This is a genomic window from Corynebacterium sp. Marseille-Q4381, from assembly GCF_036881695.1.
GTDB lineage: Bacteria > Actinomycetota > Actinomycetes > Mycobacteriales > Mycobacteriaceae > Corynebacterium.
Window position 1 is genome coordinate 39,720 of record NZ_JBAJNR010000010.1, and the last position, 14,309, is coordinate 54,028.

Here is a 14,309-nt window from a genome sequence, read left to right on the forward strand (position 1 = left end):
TCAGCCATGACAACTGCACAGGGCAGGCACACAGTGACCGTATGGGCGCTAGTGTCTCTGATTATCGGCTCGACGGTGGGCTCCGGCATCTTCGCGCTGCCGCAAAACATCGGCTCCGTCGCCGGGCCCGGCGCGATGCTCACCGGTTGGCTCATTGCCGGCGTGGGCATGCTCTCCATCGCGTTCGTTTTCCAGATCCTGGCGCAGCGCAAACCGCACCTCGACTCGGGCGTGTACTCCTACGTCCGCGCGGGACTCGGCGACTTCATCGGGTTCACCTCCGGTCTCGGCTACTGGATGGGTTCGGTGATGGCGCAGGTTGGCTACGCCACGCTGTTCTTCTCGACGCTCGGCTATTACTTCCCCGTCTTCCGCAACCGCTGGGTGCTCGCCGTCGCGGTCTCGGTGCTGACGTGGCTGATCTTCTTCGCGCTGACGCGCGGCGTGAAGCAAGCCGCGGTGATGAACGTGGTGGTCACGGTGGCCAAGGCAGTGCCGATTGTCTGCTTCATCGTGCTGGTGGCGTTCCTCGGGTTCTCCTGGGACACCTTTACCGCGGACTTCTGGGGCCGCGAATCCGAGTTCACCTTCTCTGAGCAGCTGCAGGGCATCATGCTCTACACCGTGTGGGTGTTCATCGGCATCGAGGGCGCCTCGGTGTACTCTAAGCAGGCCAGCAAGCGCACCGACGTCGGCCGCGCCACCATCATCGGCTTCCTCTCGGTGCTCGCCCTGCTCGTCGCCGTGTCCACCTTGAGCTACGGCGTGCTCACCCAGGAGGAGCTCGCGGCGCTACCGGACAACTCTATGGCGGCGGTGCTCGAGGCCGTGGTCGGCCCGTGGGGCGGTGTGTTCATCTCGATCGGGCTGTGCCTGTCGGTGCTGGGCGCGTACGTGTCTTGGCAGATGCTGTGCGCCGAGCCGATTGTGTTGATGGCGCGCGACGGCCTGCTGCCCGCCCGCGTGGGCCGGGTCAACGCGGCAGGCGCGCCGTTTACCGCGCAGCTGATCTCCACGGTGGTCATTCAGTTCTTTGTCATCGTGTTCTTCGCCAACGAGACCTCGTACAACGCGATGGTGCAGCTGGCGACGATCATGTACCTGCTGCCGTACATCTTCTCCTCGCTGTATCTCGTGCTGCTCGCCCTGCGTCCGGAAAAGGACCCGACGAAGGGTGAGGTCCGCCCCGACCCGCGCACCAACTCCCGCCAGCTGGTCGTCGCCGCGATCGCCTTCGTCTACTCACTGTGGCTGATCTACGCTGCGGACCCCGTCTACGTGCTCTTCGGCGCACTCGCCGTGCTGCCGGGCATGGTGCCCTACATCCTGACCAAGCGCTCCAAGGGCGAGCGGCTGTTCAACACCTTCGAGTGGGTTGTGGTCGCGCTTGTCTTCCTCGGCTCGATCCTTGCGGTCGCTGGCTTGGCTAACGGGTCGCTGGTGCTGGAATAACGACGTGAACCGCTGGCTCGTTGTCGCTCCCCTGTCCGTGGCGCTGGGGTGGTTGCTCAGCGCGGCGCACGTGCCGGCGGCGTGGATCCTCGGCGCCATCATCGTCTCGGGATCGGTGGCGCTCGTGTCGGGGCGCGAACTGCGCCTGCCGAAGCGCCTGTTCAGCCTCGCGCGCGGCACCATCGGCGTGCTGGCGGCGGTGCCGCTGATCGGTATCCCCGGACGCGAGCTGGCGACGTTTCTCATCCCCGGACTTGCAGCCGCCGCGTTCACGATCGGGCTCGCCTTCGTCGGTGGCCTCGTGCTGGCCAACCACGGGGTTTCCCGTGAAACCGGCGTGCTGTCGCTGCTAGCCGGCGGCGCGTCGGTGATGCCGGCCATCGCCGAAGAGGTCGGCGCAGATGTGCGCTACGTGGCCTTGTCGCAGTACCTGCGCCTGCTCACGGTGTCGATTACGCTGCCGCTGGTCGCCTCACTCATGGCGCCCGGCAGCGCGGAGGCCTCGCCTGCGGCTGCTGCAGAAGCGGTGGCCTCGCCGTGGATGTGGTTGCTGGTGCCCGCGCTCGTTGTCACCGGCATCCCGCTCGGTAAAGTCCTGCACCTACCCAACGCGTCTGTGTTCGGCCCGATGCTGCTGACAGTGCTGGTGGGTACGCTCGCGGACTTCTCCATTACCCCGCCGATGCCGCTGACGGTGGCGTCGCTCATCGCGATCGGCTGGCTCGCCGGCGGAGGGCTCGACATTGACGCGTTGAAGCGCTTCAGCCGGATGCTTCCGGCAACAATGCTCTACATCGTCGGGCTCATGGCCGCGTGCGCGGGCGTGGGCTGGGTGATGTCGAAGTGGCTGGGCATTTCCCTCTACGAGGGCTACCTGGCCACCACGCCCGGCGCGCTGGAAACGGTCCTGGCGCTGTCCGCGGAGGGGGGCGCCGGCCCAGCCGTGATCGCGCTACAGTTGATTCGCTTGATCTGCGTGCTGGTGTTCGCCGCGTACCTGCCGCGGATTCTGAGAGCGCTTTAGCGGCCGTGGTTGAGCACTTCGGCGGCCAGCATGTCCATCGGCATTGAGCCGAGGCGCAGCGCCTTGTCGTGGAAGCGCTTCAGCGACATGCCCTGGGCGAGCGCCTTGTCTCGCAGGGTGAGCCAGTCGCGGTAGCCGATCGCGTACGACGGCGCCTGGCCCGGCCAGCCCATGTAGCGGTCCAGCTCGAAGGTGAGGTTCGCCTCCATCATCGCGGAGTTGTCGCGCAGAAACGCCTTCGCGTACTGCGCGTCCCACACGCCTGCGCCGTCCGGAACGGTCTTGCGCAAGTGCACGCCGATATCCACCATCACGCGGGCGAGCCGCAGGCGGCGGGAGTCGAGCAGGCCCATGCGGTAGCCCGGGTCGTCGAAGTAACCGTGCTCGCCCATGAGGTGCTCGGCGTAAAGGGCCCAACCCTCGCCGTGGCCGGAGTTCCAGCACATGGAGCGGCGCCACAGGTTGAGATCGTGGCGCTGGGTGAGTGCAGTGCCGATCTGGAGGTGGTGGCCGGGAATGCCCTCGTGGAAGACGGTGGTCAGCTCCTGCCACGTGTGGAACACCTCTTGGCCTTCGGGCACGGACCACCACATCGTGCCTGGGCGCAGCATGTCGTCCGACGGAGCGGTGTAGAAGATGCCGCCGGAGCCGGCGCGGTCCACCGCGCACTCGACCTTGTGCAGGTCTTCCGGCACGGTGAGGTCCTTGCCGTCGATCTCCGCGAGCACCTGCTCGTTGACGCTGTTCATCCACTCCATCAGCGCGTCGGTGCCGCGCAGCTGATAGCGGGGGTCCTCGTTGAGCTTGCGGTAGGCGCCGAGCACGCTCGTGTCGGAGCCGTAGAGCTTGTGGGCGAGCTCGACCTGCTCGCTCACAGTCGCGGCCAGTTCCTCCTTGGCCCACGAGTAGGCCTCGTCGAGGTCGATGCTGCGGCCGAGGAAGAATTCGGAGAAGACCTCGTAGCGGTCGCGGCCTACCCCGTCGTCGTGGGTGGCCTGCGGGGAAAGCTCGGTGGAGAGCCAGTCGGCAAACTCGGCGAACGCCTCCTTGGCCTCCTCGACCACCTTCGATTCCGCGGGCAGGCCGAGGTGTTCGAGCTGCGAGTCGTCGTCGGCGAGGGCCTCGCACTGGTTGACCACGTTGTCTATTTGGCGGTGGGAGGCGACGTCGCCGGTAGCGGCAGCCTCCGCGAGCGACTCGGCGTAACCGCGCAGCGCGCCGCGCACGTGCGACATGCGCGAGGCGATGTTGTCGAGGTCTTCTTTTGTCACCTTCGGCATCAGCTCGAAGGAGTCGCGGATGGTCTGCACCGGCGAATCGATGTTGTTCAGCCGGCGAAGGAACTCGCCGCGGTGGTGCAGCTCGAGTTCCATCGTCACCCGGTCGCGCAGGATGGTGGCGGTGAGGCGGTCAACGTCATCGAAGTCGTCCTCGTCGTCGGAGGCGTCCGTGCAGTCGTTGAGCGCCTCGACGTCTTGGATGACGTCGCGCATGCGGTCAGCGACCGTTTCCCAGAACTCCGGGCTGAAGTTCTGCAGTTCTCCGTCGTAGCCCTCCAGCCCGATCTCGGTTGCCACCGTCGGCATCAGTGCGGCCATGTCGTAGACGAAGTTTTCGCACGTAGCGTCGAGAAGCGAAGGCTCGCGCAAGGGCGAGGAAGTTGACGTCATGGCATGGCAGTCTATCCCAGCCCCCGAAATGACGGGCAGCTGAACTGCACGGTCTGCCAGGATGAACAGGCTGGGCCCGGAAATGGACAAAGCGGTCTAGAATGTGGAAGAGTAATTTTATGCCTTTCCTGCGCCCGCAAACTCCCCCGGCGAAGTGCCTCCACCTCGTACGACTCGGCGAGTTGACCACGCGCAGCGAACTGATCGAGGCAACTGAGCTGTCCCAGCCCACCATCACCCGGGCCGTCGGCGCGCTGACCCAGGCGGGCTACGTCACCGAGCGGCTCGACTTAGCCAAATCCGCCGGCCGCGGCCGCCCCGTTGTCCCCTTGGAGCTTGCGGAGACGCCGGCCGTGCACGCAGGCATTTCAATCGGCACCGACTCCACGTACATTGCGCTGTTCGACATCAAGGGGCGCACGCTGCGCAGCTCGGACGTGGATCTGCCGGTGGCGACGCTGAACCAGGACGACTTCATCCAGCACGTGATGGCGGGGCTGCACCGGCTTACCGCAGGGTTGGACCGCCCGCTCGCCACCGTGGGGGTCACCGCCTCGGGCACAGTGACTGACGACGGCTGCGTTACCGCCCCCAACCTCGGCTGGAACAAGGTGCCCTTCGGCGAGCAGATGCGCGAACAGTTCTCCGTGCCCGTGCAGGTGACCTCGGTGAGCGCTGCCATTGTCGGCTCCGAGATGCAGTCGAGCCGCAACCTGAAGATGCCGAACGTGCTCGCCCTGTTCGCCGACGACTCCATCGCCTGCGCCATCGGCACCGACACCGGCGTGGAGCCGATCGACGTCGACCGCGACGACCTCACCACGCGCGGGTTGCTCCAGCAGATCGGCATCGACGAGATCCGCACGCTGAACGACGCGGTGACAGACTCCGCGCACCGCGACACCACGCGCCCGGCGCTGGATAGGCGCGCGAGGGGGCTTGGACAGCTCGTCGGCAAGCTGTGCCTCGAGCACTCGCCCGCAACCGTGGTCATTGCCGGCAGCGCGTTCCACGACGACCCGCTGTCGCACGTCCCGTTCGCGCAATCGGTGCGCGAGAGCGCCGCCAAGGACGCGTCCAAGCTGGACCTGCGCATGCTGCCCGGCCACCGCGAGATGGTGCGCGACATCGCGCGCGCTGCGGCGCTAGACCTCGTGCTCTGCGATCCCCTCGCGGTGGCGGCGCGCTAGGTCGACATACGCCGCGGCGTGGTCCACACGGTCAGCGCGCGTGGATTCCTCGAGCTCGCGCTTGACTGCGGCCGGCACGCCTGCGGCAAGTGAAAACGCCGGAATCTCCTGGCCCTCGCGCACCACGGAACCTGCGGCGATGACGCTGCACTGGCCGATCACCGACCGGCTCAGCACGGTAGCGGACATGCCGACCAGCGTGCCGCTGCCGACCTCGCAGGAGTGCAGCATGGCCATGTGGCCGACCGTGACGTCTTCGCCCAACACCGTTTCCCCGCCGGTGTCGACGTGGACCACGGTGCCGTCCTGGATGTTGGAGCGCGCGCCGACGACGATGCGCCCGACGTCGCCACGGAGCACAGCGCCCGGCCAGATGTTGACGTCCTCGCCCAGCACGACATCGCCGATCACCGTCGCCCCCGGGGCGACGTAGGCGCTGGGGTGGATCTGCGGAGTCTTGCCTTCGAAGCTGTAAATCATGGTGCGATTCTAAGCGTTTTAAGACAGCTCGGTACACCGTAAGTTGCGACATAGGTGCCGCGTTGGTGTAGGTTAATCGCGAATATTGATTGTTTCTAGACCGAATTGTCTATAGGAGAACTCATGCGACTTCCCAAATGGGCCACGAGCTTCGGCGCCCAGGTGATCGCGGGCCTTATCATCGGCCTCATCCTCGGCTTCGTCGCCGCCGGCATGCCCGAAGACAACGCGCTGGCCGCCACACTCGGCTGGGTGGGCAGCACCTACGTCAAGCTGTTGAAGCTTCTGATCCCGCCGCTGGTCTTCACCGCGGTAGTCACCTCGATCGCGAACCTGCGCCAGGTGGCCAACGCCGCCCGCCTCGCGGTGCAGACGCTGGTGTGGTTCGCCATCACCGCGTTCTTCTCCGTGGTGATCGGCATTGTGGTGGGCCTGGTGGTCAAGCCGGGCGTCAACTCCACCGTCGACGCCGCCAACGCCGCGGACCCTTCCAGCACCGGATCCTGGATGGGCTTCATCAACTCGGTGGTCCCGGCCAACATCCTGGGCCTCGGAGCGAAGGTGAACGACGCCGGCGCCGTCACCTTGAACTTCAACGTGCTGCAGATCCTGGTGATCTCCCTGCTCCTCGGCATCGCCGCTGTGCGGGTGGGCAAGGCCGCAGAGCCGTTCATCAACGTCTCCGAGTCCCTGCTCAAAGTCATCCAGGAAGTGCTGTGGTGGGTCATCCGCCTCGCACCGATCGGCACCGCCGCGCTCATCGGTAACGCGGTGGTGTCCTACGGCTGGGAAGCGCTCGGATCGCTGGGCAAGTTCGTGTTCGCTATCTACCTGGGCCTCGCGCTGGTGATCTTCGGCCTGTACCCGGTCGTGCTGGCGCTCAACGGCCTCTCCGTCAGCGGCTTCTTCAAGCGCGTGTGGCCTGTGACCACGCTGGGCTTTGTCACCCGCTCTTCCATGGGTGTGATGCCGGTGACGCAGCGCACAACCGAGGAATCCCTCGGCGTGCCGCGCGAGTACGCCTCGTTTGCCATCCCGCTGGGCGCGACCACGAAGATGGACGGCTGCGCCTCCATCTACCCGGCAATCGCCGCGATCTTCGTCGCCCAGTTCTACGGCGTGCCGCTGAGCTTCAGCGACTACGTGCTCATCGCGATTGTGGCGGTGCTGGGCTCCGCCGCCACGGCCGGCACCACCGGCGCGACGGTGATGCTCACCCTCACCCTCTCCACGCTCGGCCTGCCGCTCGCCGGTGTCGGCCTGCTGCTGGCCGTCGACCCGATCATCGACATGGGCCGCACCGCGGTCAACGTCACCGGCCAAGCGCTGGTCGCCGCTGTGGTGGCGAAGCGCGAGGGCATCCTGAACCAGGACGTCTGGGACGCCGCCGAGGACGGCGTCGACCGCGCACCGCGCGAGGAGCGCGTTAACGCATAAACTGCTGCGCGACACCCGCCAGCACGCTGATCAGCGTGATCACCGCGCTGATAATGCTGATGATGGTCTTCACGTCGGCAGAGGAACCGGAAACGCCGGTGCCAACGGTGTTGCCCAAGTTGGGCTTGGCTGGGGCGCGGAACGGCTGCTCACCCGTCGGGGTTTCGCCGGAACGGGCCGGGCGGTAGAGGTTCAGTTCCTGTTTGCCTGCCGGGAGGGAAGCCCCGCTTGCAGCGGCGGAGGCGGAAATACCGGCGGTGTATTCGTAAAAACTGCCGTTCGCGTAAACGCTGACGTGCCCGAAGCCGAAGGACCTATTCGCTGGGTTGAGCAGGTTGTGCAGGTGGCCGTTGCTTAGATTCCACTCGCCGCCAGCAGATTGGAGGGCGCGGAGCTCGCCGTGCCCCCAGGCCTGCAAAATTGCGCCCTCCAGATTTCTCCCCAACGCAAGCGCTTCACCGCTAGCGCTCTTGCCGTTAATGGCGGCAGGAACCGCGCGGTCGTGGGTGAGGGAGCCGAGCGGCTGCTCAGCTGCGCGCTGCACCGCAATGCGCGTCAGATCTGGGTCGATCTGGAACGCGTTTACGTACGCATCCTTGGTGGTCAAACCATTCTTACGGGCGATGTCTTGCAGGCGGGTGCCTGTCTCTTCGGAGCCGTAGGGCACATACGCGGGGTTGATATCCCACATTTCTGCGCGGAGTCTACGAAGAGCAGGAAGACCGACGGTCTCGGCATCGCTGAAGTCGAAGCGGGCGTTGACGGCAACGGCGTTCGAGAGCGACGTGCCGAGCTCAACCCCGGTCACAGGCGCCGGCTCAGCGTTGGCGGCTTGCAGGGGGACGAGGGTGAGGGCGGTTGCGGTCGCCACGGTCGCGGCGAGAAGACGTGTGCGCCTGGGAAATGACATGTGGGAAGCGTACCTCGCGCCACACGTACCAGCCCATGAAACCGATCGGGACGACCGTGAAGAGCAGGTTGGGCACCACGAACAGCTCGTGCGAAACGTTGTCGGCGGCGTACGGCAACATGAATACAATCAGCATGAGCGGGCCCCACCAGCGGTAGATCACGCAGCCAAACAGCACGATCCACACCCAGTGGTGGTGCCAGGAGAACGGGCTGACCAGGCAGGACGCCATGCCGATGAGGGAAACGGCGAGGGGGAGCTCGGAGCGCGATAAAGCGAAATGCGCCCCTGCGGCAGCCAGCAGCGTCACCAGCACCGTCAGCAACAACCACAGCGGCGTGGACTCGATGCCCAGCTCTCGGGAGAGCACCTGGCGCATCGCCTGGGCACCCGGGTTGTCGGCGTACCCGACGCGGTCGGAGTTGAACATGGACTCGGTCCAGAACCGGCTTGCGTCTGTAACGGAGTTGAACCCCGTGGCAACGGTGCACAAAAACGTCAGGCCCGCGATGAACACCGCGCCCCAGCGGCGCTGCAGCGCAAGCAGCAGAATGAAGTACGCGGGGGTGAGCTTCATGCCCGCGGCAAGCCCGACGCCGATGCCTGGCAGGCGGTAACGCGGCAGAAAGTCCAGGCAAACCAAAAGCATGAGGAAGATGTTGATCTGGCCGAAGTAGAGCGTTGCGTGCACCGGCTCCGTCGCGAGCACGAAAAACGCTGTGAGCAGTACCGCGGGCACGAGGGAGCGGGTACCCCACCAGCAGATCAGGGACAGGGCGGTTATCGACGCCACCGTCCACGCCACACCCAGCTCGTGCGTCGCCTCGCCGAACCAGGAGAAGACCACACCGGCAAACGGCGGGTAGGTAAACGGTAGGCCGGGCAGCAGGTCACCGCTGTACAGCGGCTGGCCGTGCGCCACCTTTTGCCCGCCAAGCAGGTAGACCTGCAGGTCGGAAGGCACATCGCCGTGCGAAAGGATGGCCCACACGCTGTGCAGGTTGTCCGCGTTCTCGGCATAGCGCCACCAACTGAACCCGATCGCCGCGATCAGAATCAGCGCGCTTGCAACCGGGGCCGCCACGGTTACAGCCCCAGCCCGTCGAGAACGTCGTCGAGGGCGGCGCCGACGTCGGCGCGCCACAAGGTGTCCACTTTCGCGTCGGCGCGCCCCGGGCCGCCGTTGATCACCGCAATCGGCTTGCCCTGGCGGCGGGCGTCGAGGACGAACTTGTAGCCGCTCATGACCGCGAGCGACGTCCCGACCGCGATGACGGAGGTGGACTCGTCCAGCCACCCGTCCGCCAGCACCCGGCGTGCCTTCGGCACGTTCTCGCCGAAGTACACCACGTTCGGCTTGAGGCGCTCGGATCCGCACACCGGGCAGCCGATCATGCGGAAGCGCTCCACGTCGGCGTCGTCGAGCTCCACGTCACCGTCGGGGTTGACCGTCAGCCCGCGCTTGTTCACGTTGCCGAAGAAGGTGGGGTTGGCGTGGTGGAAGGCGGCGTCGATAAGCGAGCGCTCGTGCAGCGCGCCGCAATCGAGGCAGACCACCTGCTCCATGTCGCCGTGTAGCGCGATGACGTTCTTCGCGCCCGCCTCGGTGTGCAGGCCGTCGACGTTTTGGGTGACGATGCCGCGGATCAGCCCGGCGCGCTCCAGCTCGACCAGCGCGAAGTGGGCGCGGTTGGGCTCCGCCGCGCGCATGAACTGGATGCCCACGAACGCGCGCGCCCAGTAGCGGCGCACCTGGTTCGGCGAGTGGGCGAACTCCTGGAACGTCATCGGGCGGCCCTTGGTCAGGCGGCCGTTCTTGCTGCGGTAGTCCGGGATGCCTGAGGCGGTGGAGACGCCCGCGCCGGTGATCACCAGGGCCTTCGGGTTGCGCAGCTGCTCCACAACGCGCGCGAGCGCCTCCTCCGGCGGTGTCGGCTCCGCGGTCTCGTGCACCACCCGCTCGATCGAGCGCACGGCGCTCTTGTGCGCCATGGCAATCGCTGGGTCGGCGAATTCGGTGACGTCGAAGCGCTGCATCAGCGGAACGGTACCTCGCCGATCGTGCGGCGCAGCTTGCGGGTGCGCAGCCGGTCGGGGTTCTTGGCTAACCGCTCCATCGCGCGCACAGCGCACATCACGTGCGCTTCCTTTGAGTTGGAGTAGAACGCCTGGGCGCCTGCCGGCAGCTTGGGCACTGCGTGGATAGGCAGGTCGGAGACGGCCAGAAGCGTGCCGTAGGGCACGCGGTAGCGGTACCCGTTGGCGGCGACGGTGCACGACTCCATGTCCACGGCCGCGGCGGTGGAGCCGCGCAGCCAGTCCCACAGATCGCGCGGGGATTTCCATTCCCAGTTCCTGTCGCCGGTGCTTAAGACGGTGCCGGTGCGCATCAGCGAGCTGTCCTCACCGTAGACCTTGGCCACGGCCTTTTCTAGCGTGCGCTGGATCTCCGGCACGGCCGGGATCGGCTGGTCGGCGCGGATGTGGTCGTCGAGCACGTGGTCGTGGCGCTCGTAGGCGTTACCCAAGATGAGGTCGCCGATGCGCATGCGCGCGTCCATGCCGGCGCAGTGGCCGATCATGATCCACGCCTCCGGGCGCACCACCGCAAGGCAGTCGGTGATCGTCTTCGCGTTGGAGGGGCCCACCCCGATGTTGATCATGGTGATGCCGTCACCGTCCGGGGTGACCAAGTCGTAGCGCGGCATCTGGAACTTCGAGCCGAGCTCGAGATCCTCCAGCGCCACGGTGTCGGAGACGGTCTCTCCGCTGGGCAGCACCAGGCGGGTGTAGCGCGACTCTTCGCGTGACAGCTCGCGCACGCCGAAGCGCACAAACTCGGTCACGTGCATGGCGTAGTTGGTGAACAGGATGTACTTCTGCAACGACTCCGGGCTGATACCGGTGTAGTGCTGCAAGCGCGCAAGTGCGAGATCGAAGCGCTGCGGGCCGAAGTGGAACAGCGGCTTCTCGTCGCCGTGGAAGGCGTCCCAGTGGCCGTCCACGATCGCGTCGTCCACCTCGTCCAAGGACGGTCGCGGGATAAACGAGCTGTTGGCTGCGCGCACCTCGCTTAAGTCGCCGACGCCGGGGATGTACTCGGGCGGGATGCGCACGTCCGAGTAACCCACCTCCACGTCGCACTCGTAGTTGGAGGTCAGCGCGTCGAGCTGCGCGCGCAGGTAGCCGGCCATCAGGTCGGGGCGCGACAGCACCGCGGAGTACACGCCCGCCTCGTCGACGTAGCCGAAGGGCTCCGATCGGTTGATCGGGTGCCACGCCTTCACGGTCACGGAAAGTTTCGGGTAACGCACGGCCGCGTACTGCTCGTACTCGCCCGATTCGATTGTGCGGCGGGCGAGGTTTAAGGACGCGTCGTAAAGCGCGATAAGCTCCTCCACTGTGTCCATGAAACCAACACTACTGATTCCGGCGCTTGCGGTCTGGGGCCTCTGCGCGTGTGCGGCGGACCAGCCGGAGCCGGAGCCGCTCGAGGTGGTGCGGGAGGCGGAGGCAACCCCGGGAGTGGACGCGGCCGCGCTGGAGGCGGCCATCGCGCGCATTGAGCAGGACACTGACACGCGCATGGGGCTTTCGCTTTACGACGGATCCGTGCACACCACGCTCGGCTCCGTCGCCTCGCTGCCCGCGTGGTCGACGGTGAAGATCCCCATCGCGTTCGCTTCGGAGCAGCACTGCGAGTACGACGAGGACTACCTCGAGCAGCTGATCACGTGGTCTATTGAGATCTCCGACAACGACGCGACCAACGAACTGTGGGCTTGTCTCAACGCGGCCGGCGGCGCGGAAGAGCTCGTGCGCGACGAGATCGGCTCGCGGGTGGACGTGGCGTGGGGCCGCACCGCCTGGCCGTTCGCCTCGCAGGCCGAGTACGCGTACGGCTTGTCGCAGCGCAGCGACGTGGAGACGAACCCGGTTATCAACCACATGCGCCACATCGACGAGGAGCAAAGCTGGGGTCTCGGCGCACTCGGCATGCCGTTCAAGGGCGGCTGGGGCGACGTGGAGGCCGACGGCTCGTGGCAGTCGCGGCAGATGGCCTTCGGCGAGATCAACGGCGTGACCTACGGCATTGCCGCCGGCGCGTTGAGCGAGGAGGGCTCGTTTCAGGCCACGACGGACGCGCTCGACGAGCTGGCCGAGGTGTTGGCGAGCTTCTAGGCCAGCAGGGTGCGGCGGACCTCTTCCAGCCGTTTGCCCACTTCCTCCGGGGCGAGCTCCTCTTGGAACGCCAGGTTGAACACGCCCTGCATCCCAGCCGTGAGGAAGCGCGAAGTGGAGGCTGCGTTGCGCTCGTTGGCCTCGCTGGTTTCGGTACCGTGCTCCTCGAAGCGGGTGAAGAGGTCGGCGGCGATCGGCTCCTCCATGATGTTGATGACGAAGCGGTTGAGCAGCCCGCGAACCGGCGAGTTCATCAGGTTACTCACCGTTTCCCGCCGCTCGCCGAGAGCGCGGAAGAGCGCGGCCACGTGCTCGCCGAGCTCCTCGTCGGCGGTGATGCCGCCGTGCTCGGTCACCGCAGCCGCGAATGCCTCGTACGGGTCTTTGAACACGGCCTTGCCAGCGGCGTAGATCACCGCGTCGCGGTCGGCGAAGTGCTCGTAGAACACCTGCCGGCTGACGTTCGCTTCCTGGACGATAGCGGTGACCGAGATGTCGCTGGCCCCCTGCTTCTCCAGCATCCTGACCGTGGCATCGACAAGCGCGTGGTGCGTGCGGACCGCTCGGGGGTCATCGCTCAAACCGCGGCGTGCCATCTCCGGCTCCTTTCAAAGCATAAGCTCGTTCGCATGACAGCCCCTGACTTTAGCGACGCCGCGATCAAACTACTGAAAGACCTGATCAAAAATGCCTGTGTAAACGACTTGAGTTCTGACTCGGGCCAGGAGGTGCGAAACGCCGACACGCTGGAGGCGTTCTTCGCTTCCGCGCCGGACGTGAAGGTGCAGCGCTTCGAGCCGCACCCGGGGCGCACCTCTATCGCGTTCACACTGGAGGGCACCGACCCCGGCGCCGAGCCGCTGACCCTGCTCGGCCACACCGACGTGGTCCCCGTCGACGGGGCGAAGTGGACCCGCGACCCCTTCGGCGCGGAGGAGGTTGACGGCAAGATCTACGGCCGCGGCGCGACCGACATGCTCTACATCACCGCTGCGATGGCGGCGGCGGTGCGCGACGTGGCGCGAAGCGGCGCCCGCCCCCGCGGCACCCTCACCTTTGTCGGCTGCGCTGACGAGGAGGCCCGCGGCGGCTTGGGCGCGGGCTGGCTGGCGGAGCACGCACCAGACGCGTTCTCGTGGAAGAACTGTCTGTCCGAGGAGGGCGGCTCACACCTGCCGGTGGCCGACGGCAGCGACGCGCTTGTGGTGGTTGTCGGCGAGAAGGGCGCTGCGCAGCGGCGGTTGACGGTGCACGGCGACGCCGGCCACGGCTCCACCCCGTACGAGCGCGACCTCGCCGTGGCGAAGATCGCCGAGGTGGCCCGCCGCATCGCCGCCATCGAGCCCCAAGTGACCGACGACGAGCTGTGGCGCGGCTACGTCCGCGCGTTCCGCTTCGACCCCGAGACGGAGCAGGCGCTTATTGGCGGCGCCGGGTACGACTCCCTCGGCCCACTCGCCCGCTACTCCCACGCGATGAGCCACCTGACCATCTCCCCCACCGTGCTGCGCGCCGGCGGCGCCATCAACGTGCTGCCGTCCACCGCCTGGCTGGAGATGGACTGCCGCCCGCTGCCCGGCCAGACGCAAGAGGAAATTGACGCATTGCTTACCGACGCCCTCGGCGACATGGCCGACGACGTCGAAATCACCCACCTCATCACCGAAGACGGCACCGTCTCCCCCACCTCGGGGCCGCTGTACGACGCCATCGTGGACACCTTCGGCGAGTTCTTCCCCGGCGTGCCGGTCGTGCCGACGATTGCCGCTGGCGGCTCCGACCTGCGTTTCGGCCGTCGCAAGGGCGGGGTGGGGTACGGCTTCGCCCTGCACCAGCGCCACCAGACGCTCGGCAGCGTGCTGGACAACCTGCACAGCCACGACGAGTACGTGGAGGTCGAAGACGTGCGGCTGACCGCGCAGGCGTACCGCTCGCTGATCCGCCGTTTTGTGGGCGCGTAGTCA

Annotated in this window: 13 protein-coding genes; 6 read left to right on the top strand and 7 right to left on the bottom strand. The window is 66.6% G+C overall.

The window, feature by feature from the left end; translation table 11 throughout:
- Positions 1–6 precede the first annotated feature (6 nt).
- Together V6D40_RS09295 and V6D40_RS09300 are read left to right on the top strand one after the other, a co-directional pair.
- Positions 7–1,452 carry an amino acid permease gene (locus tag V6D40_RS09295; RefSeq protein ID WP_334290079.1) on the top strand — a complete coding sequence of 482 codons (1,446 nt, stop codon included), beginning with the start codon at positions 7–9 and terminating at the stop codon, positions 1,450–1,452.
- A 4-nt stretch (positions 1,453–1,456) separates the two neighbouring features.
- On the top strand, positions 1,457–2,476 hold the full coding sequence (locus V6D40_RS09300) for an AbrB family transcriptional regulator (protein WP_334290080.1): 1,020 nt from the start codon (positions 1,457–1,459) through the stop codon (positions 2,474–2,476).
- Here V6D40_RS09300 and V6D40_RS09305 read toward each other — a convergent pair.
- Entirely contained in the window at positions 2,473–4,146 is a 1,674-nt protein-coding gene (locus tag V6D40_RS09305) for a DUF885 domain-containing protein (RefSeq protein ID WP_334290081.1), read from the bottom strand. The genes V6D40_RS09300 and V6D40_RS09305 overlap by 4 nt on opposite strands.
- Positions 4,147–4,265: 119 nt before the next feature.
- Here V6D40_RS09305 and V6D40_RS09310 point away from each other — a divergent pair, with 119 nt between their 5' ends.
- A complete protein-coding gene (locus V6D40_RS09310; RefSeq protein WP_334290082.1) occupies positions 4,266–5,336 on the top strand; it encodes an ROK family transcriptional regulator in 1,071 nt (356 codons plus the stop codon).
- Here the strand turns inward: V6D40_RS09310 and V6D40_RS09315 are convergent.
- The gene (locus V6D40_RS09315) at positions 5,292–5,816 is read right to left on the bottom strand and encodes a gamma carbonic anhydrase family protein (RefSeq protein ID WP_334290083.1); all 525 of its coding nucleotides are present in this window, start codon (positions 5,814–5,816) and stop codon (positions 5,292–5,294) included. The genes V6D40_RS09310 and V6D40_RS09315 overlap by 45 nt on opposite strands.
- A gap of 123 nt (positions 5,817–5,939) precedes the next feature.
- On the opposite strand from V6D40_RS09315, the gene V6D40_RS09320 reads away from it, so the two are divergent.
- Entirely contained in the window at positions 5,940–7,253 is a 1,314-nt protein-coding gene (locus tag V6D40_RS09320) for a dicarboxylate/amino acid:cation symporter (RefSeq protein ID WP_334290084.1), read from the top strand.
- Here V6D40_RS09320 and V6D40_RS09325 read toward each other — a convergent pair.
- Genes V6D40_RS09325 through amn form a run of 4 tightly spaced genes read right to left on the bottom strand, consistent with a single transcriptional unit; the run spans position 7,243 to position 11,573 of the window.
- Positions 7,243–8,163, bottom strand: coding sequence for a hypothetical protein (locus V6D40_RS09325; protein ID WP_334290085.1), 921 nt, complete (start codon positions 8,161–8,163; stop codon positions 7,243–7,245). The two genes, V6D40_RS09320 and V6D40_RS09325, sit on opposite strands and share 11 nt — an antisense overlap.
- The gene (locus V6D40_RS09330) at positions 8,072–9,247 is read right to left on the bottom strand and encodes a glycosyltransferase 87 family protein (RefSeq protein WP_334290086.1); all 1,176 of its coding nucleotides are present in this window, start codon (positions 9,245–9,247) and stop codon (positions 8,072–8,074) included. The genes V6D40_RS09325 and V6D40_RS09330 overlap by 92 nt, the downstream gene beginning before the upstream one ends.
- A 2-nt stretch (positions 9,248–9,249) precedes the next feature.
- On the bottom strand, positions 9,250–10,200 hold the full coding sequence (locus tag V6D40_RS09335) for a Sir2 family NAD-dependent protein deacetylase (RefSeq protein ID WP_334290087.1): 951 nt from the start codon (positions 10,198–10,200) through the stop codon (positions 9,250–9,252).
- The gene (amn, locus tag V6D40_RS09340; RefSeq protein WP_334290088.1) at positions 10,200–11,573 is read right to left on the bottom strand and encodes an AMP nucleosidase; all 1,374 of its coding nucleotides are present in this window, start codon (positions 11,571–11,573) and stop codon (positions 10,200–10,202) included. The genes V6D40_RS09335 and amn overlap by 1 nt, the downstream gene beginning before the upstream one ends.
- Here amn and V6D40_RS09345 point away from each other — a divergent pair.
- Positions 11,572–12,345, top strand: a complete 774-nt coding sequence (locus V6D40_RS09345) for a hypothetical protein (RefSeq protein WP_334290089.1) — start codon at positions 11,572–11,574, stop codon at positions 12,343–12,345. The two genes, amn and V6D40_RS09345, sit on opposite strands and share 2 nt — an antisense overlap.
- On the opposite strand, the gene V6D40_RS09350 is transcribed toward V6D40_RS09345, so the two are convergent.
- Positions 12,342–12,941 carry a TetR/AcrR family transcriptional regulator gene (locus tag V6D40_RS09350; RefSeq protein WP_334290090.1) on the bottom strand — a complete coding sequence of 200 codons (600 nt, stop codon included), beginning with the start codon at positions 12,939–12,941 and terminating at the stop codon, positions 12,342–12,344. The two genes, V6D40_RS09345 and V6D40_RS09350, sit on opposite strands and share 4 nt — an antisense overlap.
- Before the next feature lie 33 nt (positions 12,942–12,974).
- Between V6D40_RS09350 and V6D40_RS09355 the strand changes: the two genes are divergently transcribed.
- On the top strand, positions 12,975–14,306 hold the full coding sequence (locus V6D40_RS09355) for a M20/M25/M40 family metallo-hydrolase (RefSeq protein WP_334290091.1): 1,332 nt from the start codon (positions 12,975–12,977) through the stop codon (positions 14,304–14,306).
- Positions 14,307–14,309: the final 3 nt, after the last annotated feature.

Coding starts and splice junctions, on each gene's coding strand:
- V6D40_RS09305 (WP_334290081.1), bottom strand. CDS start 4,146: ATGACGTCAACTTCCTCGCCCTTGCGCGAGCCTTCGCTTCTCGACGCT.
- V6D40_RS09310 (WP_334290082.1), top strand. CDS start 4,266: ATGCCTTTCCTGCGCCCGCAAACTCCCCCGGCGAAGTGCCTCCACCTC.
- V6D40_RS09350 (WP_334290090.1), bottom strand. CDS start 12,941: ATGGCACGCCGCGGTTTGAGCGATGACCCCCGAGCGGTCCGCACGCAC.
- V6D40_RS09325 (WP_334290085.1), bottom strand. CDS start 8,163: ATGTCATTTCCCAGGCGCACACGTCTTCTCGCCGCGACCGTGGCGACC.
- V6D40_RS09335 (WP_334290087.1), bottom strand. CDS start 10,200: ATGCAGCGCTTCGACGTCACCGAATTCGCCGACCCAGCGATTGCCATG.
- V6D40_RS09295 (WP_334290079.1), top strand. CDS start 7: ATGACAACTGCACAGGGCAGGCACACAGTGACCGTATGGGCGCTAGTG.
- V6D40_RS09320 (WP_334290084.1), top strand. CDS start 5,940: ATGCGACTTCCCAAATGGGCCACGAGCTTCGGCGCCCAGGTGATCGCG.
- V6D40_RS09355 (WP_334290091.1), top strand. CDS start 12,975: ATGACAGCCCCTGACTTTAGCGACGCCGCGATCAAACTACTGAAAGAC.
- V6D40_RS09315 (WP_334290083.1), bottom strand. CDS start 5,816: ATGATTTACAGCTTCGAAGGCAAGACTCCGCAGATCCACCCCAGCGCC.
- V6D40_RS09345 (WP_334290089.1), top strand. CDS start 11,572: ATGAAACCAACACTACTGATTCCGGCGCTTGCGGTCTGGGGCCTCTGC.
- amn (WP_334290088.1), bottom strand. CDS start 11,573: ATGGACACAGTGGAGGAGCTTATCGCGCTTTACGACGCGTCCTTAAAC.